10 protein-coding genes are annotated in these 21,317 nt (G+C 73.0%); all 10 read left to right on the forward strand.

Annotated features, from left to right (window positions below; all coding sequences use genetic code 11):
* The first annotated feature begins 39 nt into the window (after nucleotides 1–39).
* The 10 genes from ACWH95_RS07745 to ACWH95_RS07790 are packed head-to-tail and all read left to right on the forward strand — an operon-like array spanning nucleotide 40 to nucleotide 21,245.
* The gene (locus ACWH95_RS07745) at nucleotides 40–6,090 is read left to right on the forward strand and encodes an Ig-like domain-containing protein (RefSeq protein ID WP_447652696.1); all 6,051 of its coding nucleotides are present in this window, start codon (nucleotides 40–42) and stop codon (nucleotides 6,088–6,090) included.
* Between the two features lie 37 nt (nucleotides 6,091–6,127).
* Complete coding sequence (locus ACWH95_RS07750) at nucleotides 6,128–7,099, forward strand: AAA family ATPase (RefSeq protein ID WP_136030098.1); 972 nt, start codon at nucleotides 6,128–6,130, stop codon at nucleotides 7,097–7,099.
* Nucleotides 7,099–8,361: a DUF58 domain-containing protein gene (locus ACWH95_RS07755; protein WP_247982729.1), complete on the forward strand. Its 1,263-nt coding sequence runs from the start codon at nucleotides 7,099–7,101 to the stop codon at nucleotides 8,359–8,361. Before ACWH95_RS07750 ends, ACWH95_RS07755 begins: the two co-directional genes overlap by 1 nt.
* Nucleotides 8,358–10,769, forward strand: a complete 2,412-nt coding sequence (locus ACWH95_RS07760) for a transglutaminase family protein (RefSeq protein WP_136030102.1) — start codon at nucleotides 8,358–8,360, stop codon at nucleotides 10,767–10,769. Before ACWH95_RS07755 ends, ACWH95_RS07760 begins: the two co-directional genes overlap by 4 nt.
* The gene (locus tag ACWH95_RS07765; protein ID WP_454120480.1) at nucleotides 10,766–12,127 is read left to right on the forward strand and encodes an RDD family protein; all 1,362 of its coding nucleotides are present in this window, start codon (nucleotides 10,766–10,768) and stop codon (nucleotides 12,125–12,127) included. The genes ACWH95_RS07760 and ACWH95_RS07765 overlap by 4 nt, the downstream gene beginning before the upstream one ends.
* Nucleotides 12,124–12,942, forward strand: a complete 819-nt coding sequence (locus tag ACWH95_RS07770) for a PP2C family protein-serine/threonine phosphatase (protein ID WP_136031075.1) — start codon at nucleotides 12,124–12,126, stop codon at nucleotides 12,940–12,942. The genes ACWH95_RS07765 and ACWH95_RS07770 overlap by 4 nt, the downstream gene beginning before the upstream one ends.
* Nucleotides 12,942–14,345: an FHA domain-containing protein gene (locus tag ACWH95_RS07775; RefSeq protein ID WP_454120481.1), complete on the forward strand. Its 1,404-nt coding sequence runs from the start codon at nucleotides 12,942–12,944 to the stop codon at nucleotides 14,343–14,345. Before ACWH95_RS07770 ends, ACWH95_RS07775 begins: the two co-directional genes overlap by 1 nt.
* The gene (locus ACWH95_RS07780) at nucleotides 14,342–16,054 is read left to right on the forward strand and encodes a serine/threonine-protein kinase (RefSeq protein WP_454120482.1); all 1,713 of its coding nucleotides are present in this window, start codon (nucleotides 14,342–14,344) and stop codon (nucleotides 16,052–16,054) included. Before ACWH95_RS07775 ends, ACWH95_RS07780 begins: the two co-directional genes overlap by 4 nt.
* 5 nt (nucleotides 16,055–16,059) lie before the next feature.
* A complete protein-coding gene (locus ACWH95_RS07785) occupies nucleotides 16,060–16,776 on the forward strand; it encodes a hypothetical protein (protein WP_372490605.1) in 717 nt (238 codons plus the stop codon).
* Nucleotides 16,773–21,245, forward strand: coding sequence for an FtsK/SpoIIIE domain-containing protein (locus ACWH95_RS07790; protein ID WP_454120483.1), 4,473 nt, complete (start codon nucleotides 16,773–16,775; stop codon nucleotides 21,243–21,245). The genes ACWH95_RS07785 and ACWH95_RS07790 overlap by 4 nt, the downstream gene beginning before the upstream one ends.
* The last annotated feature ends 72 nt before the right edge of the window (nucleotides 21,246–21,317 follow it).

Here is a 21,317-nt window from a genome sequence, read left to right on the forward strand (position 1 = left end):
GACCCTGGGGGGGAACCGGGTATGAAGGCGTTGTCGTGGATGCGCGCGCGACCCAAGACGCTGGCGTCCGCCGCCGGGGTCACGGTGGGTGTGATCGCCCTCACCACGATGGCCTTCACGTATGAGGGCTTCCCCACCACCAAGGTCGACCTGAACGACGGCGGCGTCTGGATCACCAAGACCTCGAGCCTGCTCGTCGGGCACTTCAACCACGAGTCCACGATCCTCGACGGCGGGCTGCGCACCACCAGCGAGGACTACGACATCCTGCAGGACGCGGCGAACGTGCTGGTCGTCGACGAGAGCGCGTCCACCGTGACCGCGGTCGACCCGGCGCGCGTCTCGCTCGGCGACTCCGCCCTCATCCCCTCCACCGCGAAGGTCGCGCTCGGCGCGAACACCGCGGCGATCCTCGACCAGGACTCGGGCGACCTGTGGGTCGTGCCGGTCCGGGGCATCAACGCGTTCGAGATCGAGGCCGCGGAGCCCGTGGTCGAGCTCGGCGACGACTCCGACGTGACGGTCGCCCAGGACGGCACCGTGTTCGGGCTGTCGGGCGAGCGCGGCGAGGTCGTCACGGTCCCGGTCGACCCCGAGGGCGCGCCGCTCGACCCGTCCGCCGCGTCGGTGGGCGAGCTCGACCTGTCCGAGCGTCCGTCGATCACGGCGGTCGGCCGCACCCCGGTCGTGCTCGATGCGGCCGCCGGCGTCGTGACGAGCCCGGGCGGCTTCCGCACCGAGGTTCCGGGCGCCGCCGACGCCGTGCTGCAGCACGCCTCCGCCGAGACCGACGCGGTCGCCCTCGCCACGCCCTCCGCGCTGGTGCGCGTGCCGTTCGACGGCGGAGAGCCCGAGGAGACCTCGGCGGGAGCCGACGGCACGGCCGCGGCCCCCGTGTGGCTCCGCGGCTGCACGTATGGCGCGTGGGCGGGCTCGGCCACGTTCATCCGCGAGTGCCCGGGCGATGGCAACGACGTCAACGCCCCCATCGACGGCGCGGAGGACTCGTCGAGCCTCACGTTCCGCGTCAACCGCGACGTGATCATCCTCAACGACGCGGTCGGCGGCGCCGCCTGGCTCGCGAACGAGAGCCTGCAGCGCGTCGACAACTGGAACGACCTGACCCCGCCCGAGGGCGAGACCGAGAACCAGGACGACTCCACGGAGGAGACGGTCGAGACCACGCTGCCCGAGCGCAGCGAGGAGAACACCCCGCCCATCGCGGAGGACGACTCCTACGGCGTGCGACCCGGCGCGACCACGCTGCTGCCGGTGCTCGACAACGACAACGACCCCGACGGCGACGTGCTGGTCGCCGCGCTGGCCGAGGCGCAGCCGGGCATCGGCACGGTGCAGCCCATCAACAACGGCGGGGCGCTGCAGATCGCGGTCGACGAGAAGGCGTCGGGCACGGCCAGCTTCACGTACGAGGTCGACGACGGCCGCAAGGGCAAGGACACCGCGGTCGTCACCCTGACCGTGCGCGACTGGAGCGAGAACGCCGCGCCGGAGCCCAAGCGGAAGACCTCGCTGGCGGTGGAGACCGGCGGCACGATCTCGTACAACATCCTCCCCGACTGGATCGACCCCGACGGCGACGACATCTACCTCAAGGAGGTCATCCCCGCGCCGGGCGACGAGGTCGACTTCAGCCGCGACGGGCAGATGACGTACAAGGCGACCGCGAGCCTGCAGGGCCGCAAGGACGTGATGGTGACGGTCGCCGATGCGACCGGCGAGTCCACGTCCGCCACGATCGCGCTCGACGTGCGCCCGCAGGGCTCGACCAACCCGAAGACCAACGCCGACCACGTGGTGACCCGCGCGGGGGAGCAGATCACGGTCGCCCCGCTCACGAACGACACCAGCACGAGCCGGGAGCAGCTGCGCCTGAGCCGCGTGCTCGACACCGCGGGCGCCACGATCCAGCCCGACTTCCCCAACAAGACCTTCACGTTCCTGGCCCAGAACCCGGGCGTCTACTACGTGCAGTACCAGGTGACGACGGGGCCGAAGAACGGCGAGGGGCTCGTGCGCGTCGACGTGATGCCCGAGTCTGAGACCGACCTGCCGCCGGTCGCCGTGCGCGACGTGGCACTGCTGCCCACCGGCGGCGACGTGCTGCTGGGCGTGCTCAACAACGACACCGACCCCGCGGGCGGCATCCTCGTGGTGCAGTCCGTGTCGATGGACCCCAGCACGGGCATCTCGGTGTCGGTGCTGAACCACGAGACCCTGCGCATCACCGACCAGGGCGCGCTCGACGAGCCGGTGCGCATCGGCTACCGCATCTCGAACGGCTCGAAGTCGGCCGACGGCGAGGTCGTGGTCATCCCGATCCCCGCACCCGACGAGATCCTGCCCCCGATCGCCAACCCCGACACGGCGACCGTGCGCGCGGGCGACGTCGTGACGATCCCCGTGCTCGACAACGACTCCCACCCGAGCGACGACGTGATGCACGTCGAGCCGGAGCTGGTCGAGACGGTCGACCCGGAGGACGGCGAGGCCTTCGTGTCGCAGGACGAGGTGCGCTTCAAGGCGGGCACCGAGCCGAAGACCGTCTACCTCACGTACGAGGTGGCCGACTCGCGTCAGCAGAAGGCCGCCGGCTACGTCACGATCCAGATCCTCCCGGTGGATGTGGAGAAGAACGCCGCCCCGCGTCCGCAGGACCTCACGGCCCGTGCGCTCGCCGGCAGCGAGGTGAACATCGCGGTGCCGCTCGACGGCATCGACGCCGACGGCGACTCGGTCGAGCTGCTGGGCATCGATTCGAGCCCGCGCAAGGGCCGCATCACGACCGTCGGACCCAACTACTTCACCTACGAGGCCGGCTCCGAGTCGTCGGGGGTGGACACGTTCACCTACCGGGTGCGCGACCGCCTGGGCAAGGAGGGCGTCGCGACGATCCGCGTGGGCGTCGCTCCGGCCGAGCAGATCAACCAGCCCCCGTACGCCGTGAAGGACGCCGTGGTCGTGCGGCCCGGCCGCGAGATCGCCGTCCCGGTGCTCGCCAACGACTCCGACCCCGAGGGCGACAAGGTCTCGCTCGTGAAGGACGGGCTCGAGGTGCCGGAGGGCCTGGAGGGCCGCGTCTCGGGCGACCGCGTGATCGTGAAGGTGCCCGACCGCGAGATGGAGACGTCGCTGCAGTACACGGTGAGCGACGCCCGGGGCGCCACGGCCACCGCGACCCTGCAGATCACGGTCGACGAGGACGTGCCGCTGCAGGCGCCCGTCGCCCGCGACGACCGGCTCCAGCCGTCCGACCTGAAGGACGGCGGGCTCTCGGCCGACCTCGAGATCCTCAAGAACGACGAAGACCCGGACGGCACCAAGGACCGGCTCGACGTGGAGGTGGGCGCGGGCGGCACGCTGCTGGAGAACGGCAAGGTGCGCGTCACCGTCACCGACGAGCTGCAGCTGATCCGCTACACCCTCACCGACCCGGACGGCCTCCAGGCGTCCGCGTTCATCTTCGTGCCGTCACGCGACGGCCTGCGCCCGACCCTCACCTCCACCAAGCCGGTCGAGGTCGTCAGCGGCGAGACCAAGGACCTGCCCCTGTCGGAGTACGTCACGGTCGCGGGCGGCGGTGACGTGCGCATCACCGAGAAGGCGAAGATCAGCGCCAACAACGCGGACGGCTCGGATCTGCTCAAGGACGCGAGCACCCTGGTCTACACCTCGGCGCCCGGCTACTTCGGCCCCGACGCGCTCACGTTCGAGGTGACCGACGGCGACGGACCGGACGACCCCGAGGGGCGCAAGGCCACGCTGAGCATCCCGATCAACGTGCTGCCGCCGGAGAACCAGCAGCCCACGTTCATCGGCGGTCAGGTCAACGTCGCCCCGGGTGAGGACGCGACCCCGCTCGACCTCGCCGCCCTCACCGACGACCCCGACCCGGAGGACGAGGGCAAGCACGAGTACTCCCTCGTCGGCGGAGACGGCAAGGGCATCTCGGCGCGCATCGACGGCGACCGGCTGCTGGTCGAGGCGTCGTCGAACGCCAAGAAGGGCACCAGCGCCTCGCTCACGATCCGCGTATCCGACGGCGAGACCGAGCCGATCGAAGGCACCGTGACCGCGACCGTCACGGCCTCCACACGGGCGATGCCCGCCGCCAACACCGACACGATCTCCGAGGCCGACGCCGGGAAGACCATCACGGTGCCGGCGCTCGCGAACGACTTCAACCCGTTCCCGGAGACCCCGCTGAAGATCGTCGGCGCGGTGACCGAGTCCGGCCGCGGCGAGGCCTCGTTCACCGAGGACGAGGTGCGCGTGACCCCGGCCGAGGGCTTCGTCGGCACGCTGGTGGTGCGCTACCGCGTGCAGGACGCGACGGAAGACGTGGACCGCGAGGTGAACGGACAGATCGTGGTCACGGTGCAGGACGTGCCGGCGGCCCCGGGCACCCCGGTCGTGACGAGCGTGCAGGACCGCACCGTGGTGGTGTCGTACTCGGCCCCGTCGAACAACGGCGCCGAGATCACGAAGTACACCGTGAAGTCGGTCGGCGGCGGCGCGTACTCGAAGGAGTGCGCCTCCACCACCTGCACGCTGGACGGCCTGACCAACAACGTCGAGTACACGTTCCAGGTGACCGCGACGAACCGCGTCGGCGAGTCCGAGCCGTCGGGCGTCTCCGAGGTCGCGCGTCCCGACGCCCGGCCGGACACCCCGAACCCGCCGACCCTCGACTTCGGCGACAAGTCGCTCAAGGTCGCGTGGACGACGCCGACGACCCCCGGCTCTCCCGTCGAGCGGTACACGCTCGAGATCTCCCCCGCGCCGCCCTCCGGCATCACGCAGAAGGAGGCCACGGGCAACTCGCTCACGTGGGAGGGGCTGGAGAACGGCTCGAACTACCAGGTGCGCGTGCAGGCGCACAACCGCGCCCCCGACCCGTCGAGCTGGAGCGGCTGGTCGGCCTCCGAGATCCCCGCGGGACCCCCGCTCGCGGCCGGCGCTCCCTCCACGAAGGAGCTCGAGCCGGTGTCGGGCCAGGCGCAAATGCTCGTGAGCTGGAACCCGCCGGACAAGAACGGCGACGCGATCCGCGGGTACGAGCTCCAGGTGATCTCCGGCGGCCAGACGGTCCGCACCCTCACGCCGGGCGCGCAGGCGAACAGCCAGGCCGTGACCGTGCCGACGTCGGAGTCCGCGTACACGTACCGCATCCGCGCCTACAACAAGGCCGGCTGGGGCGAGTGGAGTGCGCCGTCGGCCCCGCGCCGCGGTGTGATCGCGCCCGGAGCGCCGACCAGCCTGACGGTCACGGCCGAGCTCGACAGGGCGCTCGACATCTCCTACCGCCAGGGCTCGCGCAACGGCGCCAAGGAGAGCGAGGTCACGTACCAGTACCGGCTCAACGGCGGCAACTGGAACACCCTCTCCGGCACCCGCATCGGCGGTCTCACGAACGGCCAGAACTACCGCATCGAGGTGCGGGCGGTCGCGACCGTCGACGGCGTCACGTACGCCGGGGCCGTGTCGAACTCCGCGACAGGGAACCCGTACGGTGCACCGCGCCAACCCGCCGTGGACGCCATCGGTGGCGCGACCCAGGTGGAGCTGCGGTGGAACGCCAGCGGCTCCCCGAACGGCCGCGACATCAAGGTCGTGCAGATCAGCATCGACGGCGGCGGCTGGGAGAACGTCGGCATCTCCGGTTCGCGCACGGTCGGCAACGGCTACAACCAGGGCCACAGCATCCGCGTGCGTGCGCAGGACGCCGCGGGGCAGTGGACGCCCGAGAACTCGGCATCGGCGAGCTCCGGCCCGCCGCCCGCGCCGCGCGCCTGGGTCAGCCGAGGCACCGCCGGCTACTGGCCGGGGCAGTGCACCGACGGCACGTGCGCCAAGTTCGTCGTCAACACCCAGAACTTCCCCGCCGGCACCTACCAGGTGTGGTGCAACAGCAACGCGCCCACCGCGGGACCGCGGTTCGCCGGCGGCAGCAGCTGGTACATCCCCGCCAACGGCGCGGTCGAGCTCGGCTGCTTCCACGGTGCGGGCGGCCGCGGCTACGAGGTGTGGGTCACGATCGGCGGCACCGACTACGAACGACGCCCCTGGTAGCGGGCACCCCTTCCCCCGAGAGAGCACAGGACAACCCATGACAATGACCCCCGAGCAGGCCGCCTGGTTCCACGGCACCTTCACGCGCCTGGTGGAGAACGTCGACAAGGCGGTGCAGGGCAAGCGCGAGATCGTCGGGCTCGTGCTCGCCTCGATGCTGGCCGAGGGCCACGTGCTGCTGGAGGATGCCCCCGGCACCGGCAAGACGAGCCTCGCGAAGGCGCTCGCCGCGACCGTGCAGGGCACCAGCGCGCGCATCCAGTTCACGCCCGACCTGCTGCCCTCCGACGTGACGGGTGTGACGATCTACGACCAGCAGTCGCACCGCTTCGAGTTCCACAAGGGCCCGATCTTCGCGTCGATCGTGCTCGCCGACGAGATCAACCGCGCCTCGCCGAAGACGCAGTCCGCGCTGCTGGAGGTCATGGAGGAGTCGCGGGTCACGGTCGACGGCGTGACGCACGAGACGGGCCGCCCGTTCCTCGTGATCGCCACGCAGAACCCGGTCGAGCAGGCGGGAACGTACAAGCTGCCGGAGGCGCAGCTCGACCGCTTCCTGATCAAGACCTCGATCGGATACCCCGACCTCGCGGTGACCGAGAGCATCCTCGCCGGGGCGTCGGACCGCAACCCGTCGGCCGGGCTGTCGGCCATCATCACCACGAGCGCCGTGGCCGACATGGCCGACCTGGCCGCGACCGTGCACGTCGAGCCCGCGGTGCTGCGCTACGTGGCCGAGCTCGCCGAGGCCACCCGTGCCGACGGCGCGATCCGGCTCGGCGTCTCGGTGCGCGGTGCGATCGCGATGGTGCGCATCGCCAAGGTGTGGGCGGCGGCGCAGGGCCGGCACTACGTGCTGCCCGACGACATCAAGGCGCTCGCCCGCCCCGTGTGGCAGCACCGTCTGCTGCTCGACGCCGAGGCCGAGTTCGCCGGCACCAGCAGCGACACCGTGATCGCCCGCGTGCTCGACGGCGTCGCAGCCCCCCAGGCCCGAGCGGCGGCCTGATGACGGCGGAGGCTCTGCAGGCGCCGCCCGCGCCGACCGACCGCGACGCCGGCTGGCGGGACATCGCGGCGGTCCTCGGCGCGCGCGCCCTGTCGCGCCTCCGCCTCATGGCCGCGGCCGTGCGCCCTCTGGCGTGGGTGCTGATGGGCCTCGCCGTCGGGTTCTGGATCCTCGGGCAGGTCGCGGGGTGGGCGGAGTTCACGATCGCCGCGATCGTGATCGCGATGGCCGTCGCCGTGTGCGCGCTGTTCCTGATCGGTCGCACGGCCTACGACGTCTCGCTCGACCTCGCCCGCACCCGCGTCGTGGTGGGGGAGCGGGCCGTGGGCGCCCTCACGCTCGCGAACCGGGGCTCGCGCGCCATCCTCCCGTCGCGCGTGGTGCTGCCCGTCGGCTCCGGCCGCGGCGAGTTCGGCATCCAGCGCCTCGCGCCGGGCGAGGAGGCGGAGGAGCTGTTCGCGATCCCCACGCACAAGCGCGGCGTGGTGAAGGTCGGGCCGGTGAGCGTGGTGCGCGGCGACCCGCTCGGCCTGTTCGAGCGTGCGCACCGCCGCGACGAGCCGGTCGACCTGTTCGTGCACCCCCGCACGGTGCTGTTCGACGGGCAGTCGCTCGGCTACCTGCGCGACCTGGAGGGCCTGCCCGCCGCCGACCTGTCGCGCGACGACGTGTCGTTCCACGCGCTGCTGGAGTATCAGCCGGGCGACGACCTGCGCCACGTGCACTGGCGCTCCACGGCCCGCACCGGCACCATGATGGTGCGCCAGTACGAGGAGACGCGCCGCTCGCACTTCGTGATCGGGCTGTCGCGCTCGACGGCGGAGTACGCGACCGACGACGACTTCGAGCTGGCGATCTCGGCGGCGGGATCGATCGGCCTGCGGGCGCTGCGCGACTCGCAGCGCGTCGACATGCGCGTGCAGGGGCGCGAGCTCCCCTCCGGCACCGGCAAGCAGCTGCTCGACTCGCTCTCGGCCGTCGAGGGCAGCAAGCCCAAGGAGGGCGGCATCGCCGAGCTCGCGGGGGTGGTCGCCGCGACCATGCCGCTCGCGAGCGTGGTGGTGCTCGTGTGCGGGTCGCGCGTGCGCGCGGACGACCTGCGGCTCGCCTGCTCGCGCCTGCCGTTCGGCGCCCGCGTGCTCGCCGTCGTCGCCGACACCTCGGTGGACACCCCGGCGCTGCGCCGCATCGGCGACGCCGACGTGGTGACGGTCGGCGCGCTGGCACAGATCCCCCTCGCCCTGCAGAAGGTGCTCGCATGACCGCGCCCGCCACCGCCGCCCCTGCCCCGGTCGCGCTGCCGCTGCGCCGCTGGATCCTCGACCTCGGGGCGACCGCGCTGCTGGTGCTCACGGCGCTCGTCGGCTTCTGGCCCACGTTCGCCGGGCCCTCGTTCCTGCCCGCCGTGGTCGGCGGGGTCGTGCTGGGCCTCGCGATCGCGGCCGTGTCGGCGTGGCGCCGCTGGGGCATCCTGATCGTCGCGGGCCTCACGGTCGCGGCGTACTTCGTGTTCGGCGGGGCCCTCGCGCTTCCGCACACGGCACTGCTCGGGGTGGTGCCGTCGCTGGAGACGCTGCAGAAGCTCGCGCTCGGCACCGTCACATCGTGGAAGCAGCTGCTCACCACGGTCGCCCCGGTCGCGGCCGCCGACGGCCACCTGGTGGCACCGTTCCTGCTGGCGCTGGTGACCACGACCCTCACGGCCTCGCTCGCGCTGCGGCTGCGGTCGGTCGCGTGGGCGCTGATCCCGGCCGGCGTGCTGCTGATGCTGGTGATCGCGCTCGGCACGCCCGAACCCGCGTTCCCGCTCGTGCAGGGCCTGGTGTTCGCGCTGGTCAGCATGGCCTGGCTGGCGCTGCGGCAGCTGTGGGCGCCGCAGAACATGGCCGTGTCGGTGAGCGAGGTCGACCCCGCCCGTGCCGCGCACATGCGGATGCGGCGGCTGCTGGCCGGTGTCGCCGTGCTCGCGGTGGCCGGCGGGGCGGGCGTGGCCACGAGCGCCCTCGCCGCGCCCGCGCAGCCGCGGCACGTGTTCCGCGACGTGATCATCCCGCCGTTCGACATCCGCGACTACCCCAGCCCGCTGCAGGCGTTCCGCAAGAACGTGCGCGACGAGGCCGACGAGACGCTGTTCACGGTGCAGGGGCTGCCCAAGGGCGCCCGCATCCGCACGGCCGTGATGGACCAGTTCGACGGCATGGTCTACAACGTCACCGATGGCGGACCCACGTCGTCGAGCGCCTTCGCCCCGCTGCGCTCGGCGATGGCGCCCGAGGCGGAGGGCGTCCCGGTGACGCTCAAGATCGCGATCGACGGCTACCGCGGGGTGTGGATGCCCACGGCCGGGCAGCTCGACGAGATCCGGTTCGACGGTGACCGCGCGGAGGACCTGCGCCGCGGCACCTACGTCAACACCTCGACCGGGACCGCGGTCGCCACCCCGACGCTGGAGAAGGGCGACGAGTACGCCGTCGACGCCGTGATCCCGACGCAGCCCGACGACGAGCAGCTCGCCGAGGTGCCGTTCGGTCGCGTGACCATGCCGAAGCCCAGCAACGTGCCCGAGGAGCTCACCGCGCTCGCGGCCGAGACCGTGTCGGGGGCGGAGAGCCCGATCGAGCAGGTGCGGGCGCTGGAGAACTTCCTCTCCGAGGGCGGGTTCTTCAGCCACGGCCTGGAGGGCGAGGTGCTGTCGCGCGCCGGTCACACGGCCGAGCGCATCTCGACCCTCATCGGCGGCGAGCAGATGATCGGCGACGACGAGCAGTACGCGGTGGCGATGGCGCTGCTGGCCGGACAGCTCGACATCCCGGCGCGCGTCGTGATGGGGTACTACCCCGACGAGGAGCAGGCGGGCGAGGCCGTGTTCGAGGCGACCGGCGACACCGTGCACGCCTGGGTCGAGGTGAACTTCGACGGGATCGGGTGGGTGACGTTCAACCCCACGCCGCCCGAGGACCAGGTGCCGAACGACCAGAACACCAAGCCGCGCGTCGACCCGAAGCCGCAGGTGCTGCAGCCGCCGCCCCCGCCGCAGGAGCCGGTCGACCTGCCGCCGACCCTGCCGGACGACCGCGAGTCGGAGGACGAGAGCCTCAACCTCGCGGGCATCATCGGCGCGATCCTGCTGATCGGCGGGATCTCGCTGGCCGTGATCGCGCTGCTCATGTCGCCGTTCATCGTGATCGGGGCGTGGAAGGCCGCGAGGCGCCGGGCGCGGCGATCGGCCGCGCGCACCGCCGACCGCATCAGCGGCGGATGGGATGAGCTCACCGACCGCGCGGTCGACTACGGCGCGCGGCTCGCCCCGGGCGGCACCCGCGGCGAGGAGGCGGCCGTGGTCGCGTCGACGCTGACGGTGCCGCAGGTCACGACCCTCGCCGAGCGCGCCGACGCCGAGGTGTTCGGGCCGACGGAGCCGACGGCGCAGGACGTGGACGCCTTCTGGAGCGAGGTCGACGAGATCGTCGGCGGCCTCGGCGAGCAGGCCGGGTTCTGGAAGCGCGTCAAGGCACGGCTGAGCCTGCGCTCGCTGCTCGGCGGCACCGCGGTGTCGCAGGGCTTCCAGAGTCTGAAGGAGGCGGCGGCCGCGCGCGTGCGCCGCGAACCTGGCACCATCAAGAGCAACGACGAGACGCCCCCGCCGTCGACCGAGAGTGAGACCCCATGACGCCGCCCGCGCTCACGCAGATCGCGCCGATCTCCCGCCGGGTGATCGCCTACGTCATCGACGCCGCGATCGCGGCGGGCCTCGGCATCCTGCTCGGCGGCGGTCTGCTGGTGGCCACCTCGCTGTCGGGCGGCCTGGAGGCCTCGCTCCTGACGCTGCTGATCGGTGGGCCGATCGTGAGCCTCGTGCTGCTGGCGTGGTTCGTCGTCTACACCGTGATGCAGGCCGGAAAGGGCTCGATCGGCATGCGCGCGCAGGGTCTGCGCCTGGCCACCGCGGCGGACGGTGCCCCGCTGGGCTTCGGTCGTGCCCTGCTGCGCAACATCGTCTTCGGTCTGGCCGGTGCGATCGTGGTGGGCTACTTCAGCCCGCTGTTCGACGGCTCCGGACGCTTCCAGGGCTGGCATGACAAGGCCGTCGGGTCGCTGATGCTCGACGCGCGGGTCGCGGCACCCGAGCCCGAGCCGGAGCCGGAGCCCGTGGTCGAGGCCCCGCCGCTGCTGCCCGCCCCGTCGTTCGAGCGGCTGCCCCCGGCACCCATGCCCGGGTTCGCGCCCGCCGGTGCGCCCGCAGCACCCGAGCCCGCGGTGTCGGCGGTTTCGGCCGTGGAGCCGGTGACGCCCGCGGCACCCGCGCCCGCTCTTCCCGCGCAGGACTCCGGGATGATCGCGTACGTCCCCGGCATCACGCAGGACTCCCGCCCGGCGCGGCCTGCGGCACCTGCGGCTGCGGCTCCTGCGGCTCCGGCGGCTGCGGCTCCGGTGGCGCCTACGGCTCCCGCGGCGGCTCCGGCTCCCGCGGACTCGGCTGCGCCCGCGGCGGCGACTCCGGCTCCCGCGGTGGCTCCCCCGGCGGCCCCTCCGGCTCCGGTCGCGCCGGCAACCGGCACCCCGACCCCACCCGCCCCCGCATCCGCGCCCGCCGCATCCGCGCCCGCCGCATCCGCGCCCGCCGCCTCCGCGCCCGCCGCGCCTGCCCCCGCCGTCGTCGCGCCCGTGACCGACGACCTGGAGGAGACGCGCATCAGCATCCCCGGGCACCGGCTGGTCTTCACGTGGGACGACGGCACCCGCGTCCCGGTCTCGCGGCGCACGGTGTTCGGCCGCAACCCCGCGGTCGAGGAGGGCGCGGTGATCGTGCCCGTGCGCGACGAGACGCTGTCGCTGTCGAAGACGCACTTCGAGGCGGCGTCCGAGGCCTCGGGTGGCTGGGTGCTCGACCGGCACTCCACGAACGGCCTCACGATCGTGCGCGACGGTCAGCGCATCGCGTGCCCGGCCGGCCAGCGCGTGCCGATCCGGCTCGGCGACGTGATCGAGATCGGCGACCGCGTGGTGATGGTCGGAGGTTACGCATGACCGCCCCGCTCGTGGTGTCCACGGGGGCTGCGACCCACTCGGGTCTGCGCCGCCCGCTCAACGAAGACGCCTACATGGCCAGCTCCCCCCTGTTCCTGGTCGCCGACGGCATGGGCGGCCACGAGGCGGGGGAGCGCGCGAGCGCCGCGGTGATCGACGAGTTCGCGCGCTTCATCGGTCGCACCGACCTGGAGCTCGACGACCTGCTCGAGGCGCTGGCGCGGGCGCGCACGGCCGTCGAGGAGCTGTCCACGACCGGCAACGGCCGCGCGGGCACCACTCTCAGCGGCGTGGTCGTCGCCTCGGTCGAGGGCATGGGCTACTGGCTCACGGTCAACATCGGCGACTCGCGCACCTACCGCTTCGCGGACGGCGAGCTGGAGCAGATCAGCGTCGACCACTCGGTGGTGCAGGAGCTCATCGAGTCGGGCGAGCTGACGATCGAAGAGGCCGCGCACGACCGCCGCCGCAACATCATCACCCGCGCGATCGGCGCGAGCAGCACGGGCGACGCGGACTACTGGCTGTTCCCGGCCGAGCTCGGCGACCGCATGCTCATCTGCTCCGACGGGCTCACGACCGAGGTGCCCGACGCCCGCATCACCCAGATCCTCGGCGCGGAGCCTGATCCGCAGCGCGCCGCCGACCTCCTGGTCGACGAGGCCGTGCAGGCCGGTGGCCGGGACAACATCACCGTGGTCGTCGTCGACGCGGTGTCGGTCGCGTCGCGACCGGGCACGCTGCTGCTGTCCGACGACACCGACATCGACGCCGACACGCGCCCGCGCGAGGCCGCAGCAGGAGGGGTTCGCTGATGCAGACGATCTACCGACCGGGACCGTGGTACCTGATCGTGATCCCCGGCGCCCTGGTGGCGCTGCCGCCCGACGTGCCCGGCGCGACCGTGACGACGCTCTGGGAGCGCCTGCCCGCGGAGCGCAGCCTCGCCACGGTCATCGACGTGCTCACGACGCAGGCCGGCGGTTCGTTCTCCGCGATGCCGCCGTTCGTCGCGGCCGTGCTGGAGGGGTCCGACGCCCGCGTGGCCGTGCGCGGTGCCCTCACGGTGCGCGTGACCGGCGCGGACAGCGAGACCGCGTCGTTCTCCGGTGCCGACGTGACTACGTGGAGCGAGCGATTCGTCCCCGGTGCGTCGGCGGTCGAGATCACGGTGGACGACGACGGCGCCGGCACCGCCCTGCCCGTGCACACCGGGATCGTCCTGGCCGCCGCGGTCAGCGCCGAGCTGGAGCCGGCCGACGCCGAGGCCCTCGGGGGCTCCGCGGGTCCGGCACCCGTGCTCGCTGAGGCGCCGCGCCCCGCCGCCTCCGCCTCCGCCGTACCGTCCGGCACCGCCCCGGCCGCCCCGGTCGCGGGCACCGCGGTGCCGCTCCCGCCGCCGCCGTCCGGCCTTCCGGTGCCCGGGGGCTTCGCGTCGGAGGATGCCGCGGCCGACGCCGCTGCGGTGGCCGCCGCCGACGAGGGCCCCACCGCGGCCGACGAGCCGCAGGAGGCCGAGCAGCCCCCCGCGACCGCAGACGACGCCGCGACCACCGACGACGCCGCGACCGCCGACGACGCCCGCCCCGCCGACGACGCGGCGCCCGATGCGACGCTCGTGCCCACCGAGGCCACGCTCGCGCCGCCCGTGGACGAGTTCGACCACCTGTGGGGCGCGACCGTGCACACGCCGATCGAGGCCGCCGCGGTGCGTCCGAGCGAGGAGCCCGAGTCCGCTCCGGTCCCGCCGCCCGCCGCGGGCGACCACGACGGCTCCACCATCTCCGCCGCCGAGCTGCGCGACCTGCGGCAGCAGCCCGCGGCGGCGCCCGACGCCCCCACCGAGGTCATCCCGGTCGCCGCGCCCGCCGCGGTGTCGACCGGACGCATCCGCGTCTCGACCGGACAGGTGGTCACGCTCGACCGCACGGTCATCATCGGCCGTCGCCCGCGCTCGACCAGGGCCAGCGGGGCGAACATGCCGCACCTGATCGCGGTCGAGAGCCCGCAGCAGGACATCTCGCGCAGCCACCTCGAGGTGCGTCCCGAGGGCGACACCGTGGTGGTCATCGACCTGCACACGACGAACGGCTCGACGCTGCTGCGCCCCGGTGCCGACCCGGTGCGGCTGCACCCCGGCGAGCAGACGCTCGTGCTGTCCGGCGACGTGGTGGACCTCGGCGACGGCGTGACCGTCGCGTTCGAGGACCTGCCGTGAGTCGTCGCCCCTCCCCGCCGCCCGCCCTGCCCGGCTTCACCTATGTGGAGCCGCTGGGCACGGGCGGCTTCGCCGACGTCTTCCTGTACGAGCAGGAGATGCCGCGGCGCCGGGTCGCGGTGAAGGTGCTGCTCGCCGACCGCATCTCCAGCGGGGCGGCGCAGGAGTTCGCCGACGAGGCGAACGTGATGGCGATGCTGTCCACGCACCCCGCGATCGTCACGATCTATCAGGCGGGTGTCGCGGGGGACGGGCGCCCGTACCTGGTGATGGAGTACTGCCCGCGGCCGAACCTGCAGCTGCGCTCGCGCAAGGAGCCGTTCTCGGTGGCCGAGGCGCTGCGTGTCGGCGTCCAGGTCGCGGGGGCCGTGGAGACCGCGCATCGTGCGGGCGTGCTGCACCGCGACATCAAGCCGGCGAACATCCTCGTCACGGAGTACAACCGTCCGGCGCTGACCGACTTCGGCATCGCGTCCACCACGGGCGCGACGGGCGAGGCGTCGGGCATGTCGATCCCGTGGTCGCCGCCGGAGTCGTTCGCCGAGCCGCCGCAGAGCGGACCGCGCACCGACGTGTGGGCGCTGGGTGCCACGCTGTACACGCTGCTCGCGGGGCGTTCGCCGTTCGAGCGCCCGGGGGAGCGCAACTCCAGCGCCGACCTGATCGAGCGCATCGAACGGGCGGCGCTGCCCCCGCTCGGCCGTCCCGACTCGCCCGAGAGCCTGCAGCGGCTGCTGGAGCGGGCGATGGCCAAGAACCCCGACGACCGCTTCCCGAGCGCGGTCGCCTTCGCCCGGGCGCTGCAGAAGGTGCAGATCGAGCTGTCGCACTCGGTCACGCCGATCGACATCGTCGACGACCACCCGCCCGCGGAAGACCTGGAGGACGACAACGACGGCCTGACCCGGGTGCGGGAGATCGTCAGCATCGACCCCGGCATGTCCACCTCCACGCGGCCGTCGGCGGCCACGCAGCCCAAGGGTCCGTCGGTCGTGGTGCCCGATGCCCCGCGGTTCGACTCCCCGCCGCGGCCGGAGCCCGACGTGGAGCAGACGCAGCGTCGCGACACCGCCGCGACCGCCGCCGCTGCACCCGCCGCCGGCACCGCCGGCACCCCCGCCGCCGCGGCCTCCGCCCCCTCGAGCCCCGCCGCGCCCGGCCCCGACCGCGACGACCGCACGATCCTGCGGCCGCCGCAGGTCGTGCAGCCCGAGGCCCCCGCGCCCGTGCGCGCTCCCGAGCCGGCCGCTCCGGCCGTCCAGGCACCGGCCGACGCGGAGCCGTCCGCCCCGCGGTCGCGCCGCGGGCTGTGGATCGGGCTCGCCGCGGCCGCGGTGGTCGTGGTCGTCGGCGGCATCGTAGGTCTCAACGTGCTGGTGTCCGGGCTCACGCCCGACCCGGCGCCGGAGAGCACCGAGTCCGCGGTCGACCCGCAGGACCCGGTGTCCGACGCGGTGCCCAAGGTCACCGAGCTCGCGGGCACCCGGGCCGGGGAGCAGGTCACGTTCACGTGGCAGAACCCCGACCCGCAGGAGGACGACAGCTTCATCTGGACCGAGACCGGCAGCGCGGCCGACGGAGCCGTGAAGCAGGTGGCGGAGCCGACCGTCACGTTCGCCCCGGCGTCGGCCGGCGAGGTGTGCATCGAGGTCATGCTGCGCCGCGGCGACGGCAGGGCGTCCGAGCCCGTGACGGGGTGCGTGGAGTGAGCGCCGTGGCGGGGGTCACGGTCGAGTTCGCGGGCGAGTACTACCCGATCGACCACGGGAACCGGTTCGTGGTCGGGCGCGAGGGCGACCTGGCCCTCGACGACAACCTGTTCCTGCACCGGCACTTCCTGGAGATCAGCGAGGGCGACGGCCTGTGGTGGCTGACGAACATCGGCACCCGCCTCACCGCCACCGTCACCGATTCGGCCGGCGGTGTGCAGGCGTGGCTCGCGCCGGGGGCGCGGCTGCCGCTCGTGTTCGAGACCACCACGGTGGTCTTCAGCGCGGGACCGACCACGTACGAGCTGGTGCTGCACGCCGCGGAGCCCGCGTTCCGTGCCACCAAGCGCGACTACGACGACGACGGCATGTCCACGATCGGCGACGTGCCGCTCACGCTGAGCCAGAAGCTGCTGATCCTGGCGCTCGCCGAGCCGCAGCTGCGTCGCGACGGCACGGGCATGAGCGAGATCCCGTCGTCGGCCAAGGCGGCCGAGCGGCTCGGGTGGACGGTCACGCGGTTCAACCGCAAGCTCGACAACGTGTGCGACAAGTTCGACCGCGTCGGCGTGCCCGGCATGCGCGGCGGTCAGCGCAGCTTCGCGACCAACCGCCGTGCGCGTCTGGTGGAGCACGTGATCGCGTCGCGTCTCGTCACGAAGGACGACCTCCCGCTGCTGGACGCCCCGCAGCCGAGCGAGGCAGAGGGAGACAACGAGTGAAGGTACGGCTGACCCTGCTGCGTCAGGGCGCGGCATCCAGCGACATCGAGGTCACGGCGGAGAGCACGGCGACGATCGGCGAGATCGCCGCGATGATCGTGCGCGCCGATCCGCTGGGCTCCTTCGCGCACGCCGACCCGACCGCCGTGACCCTGGAGGCGTACAGCTCGGTGGTGTCGGGGGCGGGCGACCTGCTCGCGCCGGAGTCCACGTTCGCGCACGTCGGGCTGGCGCACGGCGCCACGGTCCGTGTGGTCCCCGCGTCGTACGAGCAGCGTCCCGTGGTCGGCCGCATGGAGGTCGGTGCGGGCCCCGGTGCGCGCTCGATCGCGCTGACCCGCGGCACGATCGTGCTCGGTCGCGACGAGTCGTGCGACGTGGTGATCGATGATCCGCTGGTGTCGAAGAAGCACGCGCGACTGGAGATCGGCGACCGCGTCGAGCTGATCGACCTGAACTCCGCGAACGGCATCCTCGTCGACGGCGCCTCGGTCGTGCGCCTGGTGGCGGCGGAGGGCGAGCTGTCGGTCGTGCTGGGCGACACCCCCGTGCGCGTCAAGGTCGAGGCGGGTGCCACGACGCCGTCGCCCGCGGAGGCCTCCATCCGCCAGGTCGAGTTCGTGCGCTCGCCGCGCGTCGAGGAGAGGTACCTGGGCGAGGAGCTCGACGGCACCGACCTCCCCGTGCCCGCCCGCAAGCAGCCGTTCCCGCTGCTGACGCTCGTCGCCCCGCTGCTCATGGGCGGCGCGATGTACGCGTTCACGCAGAACCTGCTGTCGATCATGTTCGTGGCGCTGTCGCCGCTGCTGATGATCGGCACGTGGCTCACCACGAAGAACCAGCAGAAGCGTGAGCTGGAAGAGGACAAGAAGCGCTTCGAGGAGCAGCTGGAGCGCCTGGACGCGCGGCTGCAGAGCGAGCGCGACCGGGAGATCGACGTGCGCCGCCGCGAGGTGCCGCTGCTGCGCGAGATCAGCGACGCCGCGCTCACCGCCGGTCCGCTGGTGTGGACGCGCCGCACCGAGCACTGGTCGTTCCTGCACGTGCGACTCGGGATCGGCGACACCGCCTCGCGCAGCTCGGTGAAGGACTCCAACGGCCGCGACCGCGCGATCCCGGAGTACGTCGACCGCCTGGACGCGGTCGTCGAGGCGACCAGGATCGTGCCGCAGGTGCCGATCCTGGAGGACCTGACCGACGTCGGCGCGCTCGGCATCGCGGGCCTCGGCGGCCGCTCGACCGGATACGCCAGGGCCCTGCTCGCGCAGCTCGCGGGGCTGCACGCCCCCGCCGATGTCGGGGTGGTGGGCCTGTGGGGTCCGCGCTGGGGCGCTCAGCTGGCCGATGCGAAGTGGCTGCCGCACGCGTGGTCGGCGCAGGCCGTGCTGGGTGTGCAGCCGATCGGCGACGGTCCCACCTCCGCTGGACAGATCGTCGCGCGCCTGGAGGAGCTGATCGCGCAGCGCTCGACCCGCAGCGGCGACGCGGTGGAGCTCGGGGCGCTGGAGGCCGAGAAGGCCGCGACGAACAGCGGCTCGAAGGTCGGCGAGGACTCCCGCAGCCGTCATGACGCGGTGCCCAAGCCCGCGATCGTCGTGCTGATCGCGCCGGACGCCCCGGTCGACCGCGGCCGCCTGATCCAGCTGTCCGAGCGTGCGGCCACCCGCGGCATCTTCCCGGTCTGGCTCACGGAGGACGCGGCCGCCCTGCCCGCGTCGTGCCGCACGTTCGTCGAGCTCGGGTCGACCGACAGCGCGCACTTCGTCCGGCTCGGCGAGGTGATCGACGACCTGTCCGTCGACGAGCTCACGCGGGAGCAGTTCGCGGTGTTCGCGCGCGCTCTGGCGCGTCTGACCGACGCGGGCGAGGTCGCCCTGGACCGCAGCGACGTGCCGCGCACGATCTCGATGCTGCACCTGCTCGGCCGGGACATGGCCACGCAGCCGGAGAGCGTGATCGACCGGTGGACGCAGAACGACTCGCTGCACTCCCGGCGCAAGGTCGGCTCCGCGCGCCGGTACCAGCCGAAGCTGCGCGCCCTGGTCGGCGCAGGGGCGGAGGGCGCCCTGCAGCTCGACCTCCGGCAGCAGGGCCCGCACGCGCTCGTGGGCGGGACCACCGGTTCCGGCAAGAGCGAGTTCCTGCAGGCCTGGGTGCTCGGCATGGCGACCGAGTACAGCCCGGAGCGCCTGACGTTCCTCTTCGTGGACTACAAGGGCGGCTCGGCGTTCGCGGACTGCGTGAGCCTGCCGCACTGCGTGGGCATCGTGACCGACCTGAACGAGCACCTGGTGCGCCGCGTGCTGGTCAGCCTCCGCGCCGAGCTGCACTACCGGGAGCACCTGTTCAACCGCAAGAAGGCGAAGGACATCCTGGAGCTGGAGCGCGCGGGCGACCCGCAGGCGCCGCCCGCCCTGGTGCTCGTGATCGACGAGTTCGCGGCGCTGGCGAAGGAGGTGCCGGAGTTCGTCGACGGCGTGATCGACATCGCCCAGCGCGGGCGCTCCCTCGGCATCCACCTCATCATGGCTACGCAGCGTCCGGCCGGTGTCATCAAGGACAACCTGCGCGCGAACACGAACCTCCGGGTCGCCCTGCGCATGGCCGACGAGACCGACAGCAACGACGTGATCGGCACGAAGGACGCGGCGCTGTTCGATCCGGGCACGCCCGGCCGCGGCATCGCGAAGACGGGTCCCGGTCGCATGACGCTGTTCCAGTCGGCGTACTCGGGCGGCTGGAGCCTGGGAGAAGACGAGGGCACCGACGTCTCCATCGCCGCGTTCGGCTCGACGGACCAGGGCCCGTGGGAGCTGCCGATCGACGAGAACGCGGTCGTGGTCGACGACGACCTCGGCCCGAACGACCAGCAGCGTCTGGTGAGCACGATGGTGCTCGCGGCGCAGGCCGCGCAGGTCGCGCAGCCGCGGCGCCCGTGGCTCGACGAGCTGGCACCGACGTTCGACCAGCTCAAGCTGCCGCAGCGCACCGATGCGGCCCTGCTGCTCGGCGTGATCGACGAGCCCGAGCGTCAGGAGCAGGTGCCGTTCCACTTCCTGCCCGACACCGAGGGCCACATGGTCATCTACGGCACCAGCGGCTCCGGCAAGTCCGCGGCCCTGCGGACGCTCGCGGTGTCGGCGGGCATCACGCCGCGCGGCGGACCCGTGCACGTGTACGGTCTCGACTTCGGCTCGGGCGCGCTGCGCATGCTGGAGCCCCTGCCCCACGTGGGTTCGGTCATCTCGGGCGACGACGCCGAGCGGGTCGCCCGGCTGTTCGCGACGCTGCGTCAGGAGCTCGACCGCCGCGGCGACGCGTATTCGGCGGTGGGCGCGGCGACCCTCACCGAGTACCGGCAGCTGTCGGGCAAGAGCGACGAGCCGCGCATCGTGGTGCTGATCGACGGGTTCGCGGCGTTCCGCAACGACTACGAGGCCGTGATCGGCCGCACCGACACGTACAACGCGCTGCAGGAGGTGCTGTCCGACGGCCGTGCGGTCGGCATCCACGTGGTGCTCTCGGCCGACCGGTTCCAGAGCATCCCGAGCGCGCTGAACGCGATGATCCAGCGCCGCGTGGTGCTGCGCATGGCCGACACCGACGCGTACAACATCCTCAACGTGCCCAAGGACGTGCTCACGCCGGAATCGGTGCCGGGGCGCGCGATCGTGGGCGAGAACGAGGCGCAGATCGCGATCATCGGCGGTACGCGCAGCATGAAGGAGCAGTCGCTGGCGATCGAGCGGATGGCCGCGTCGATGTCGCGCCGCGGCGTGCCCGACGCGCCGCCGGTGCGTGCGCTGCCGCTCAGCTACGGGCTGGAGGAGGTGCCGGCGACGGTCGGCGACCAGCTCGTGGTGGGTCTGGCGGACAGCGACCTCGGTCCGTTCGGCATCGAGCCGACCGGCACGTTCGTGATCGCCGGTCCGCCCGCGAGCGGCAAGAGCAACGCGCTGGCCGCGATCACGCAGCAGGTGCTGCGGGCGCGACCGGGCACGCCGACGCTGTTCCTCGGGTCGACCCGCTCCCCGGCGCGCCACGCGGTGTCGTGGACCGCGACGGCGGCGGACGGCATCAGCGGCACCGCGGCCGTGGCCGAGATCGTGGAGAAGGCCGAGCAGGGCCTGAAGCCGGTCGTGGCGGTGGAGGGCGTCGCGGAGTTCGCGTCGTCGCTGCTCGAGATGCCGCTGTCCGACCTGGTCAAGCGCGCGACGCGCGGCGAGCTGCTGCTGCTGTTCACGGGCGACACGAGCGAGTGGACCAGCAACTTCGGGCTGCTCGGCGAGATCAAGCAGGCGCGGCGCGGTGTGGTGCTCCAGCCGGAGACGATCGACGGCGAGCTCGTGCTCAAGGCGCCCCTGCCCCGCATCGGCCGCGGCGAGTTCCCGGTCGGCCGGGCGGTGCTGGCGCAGCGCGGCAAGATCGTGCGGGTGCAGTTCCCGCTCGTGGTCCCCGAGACCGTCTGACCGGCGGCCCTCCGCCGCCCATACGAAAGCCATAGCCCCGCCAGAGGCTCCTGATCATCGGGGCGGGCACCA

Source organism: Microbacterium sp. NPDC055502 (assembly GCF_053643635.1).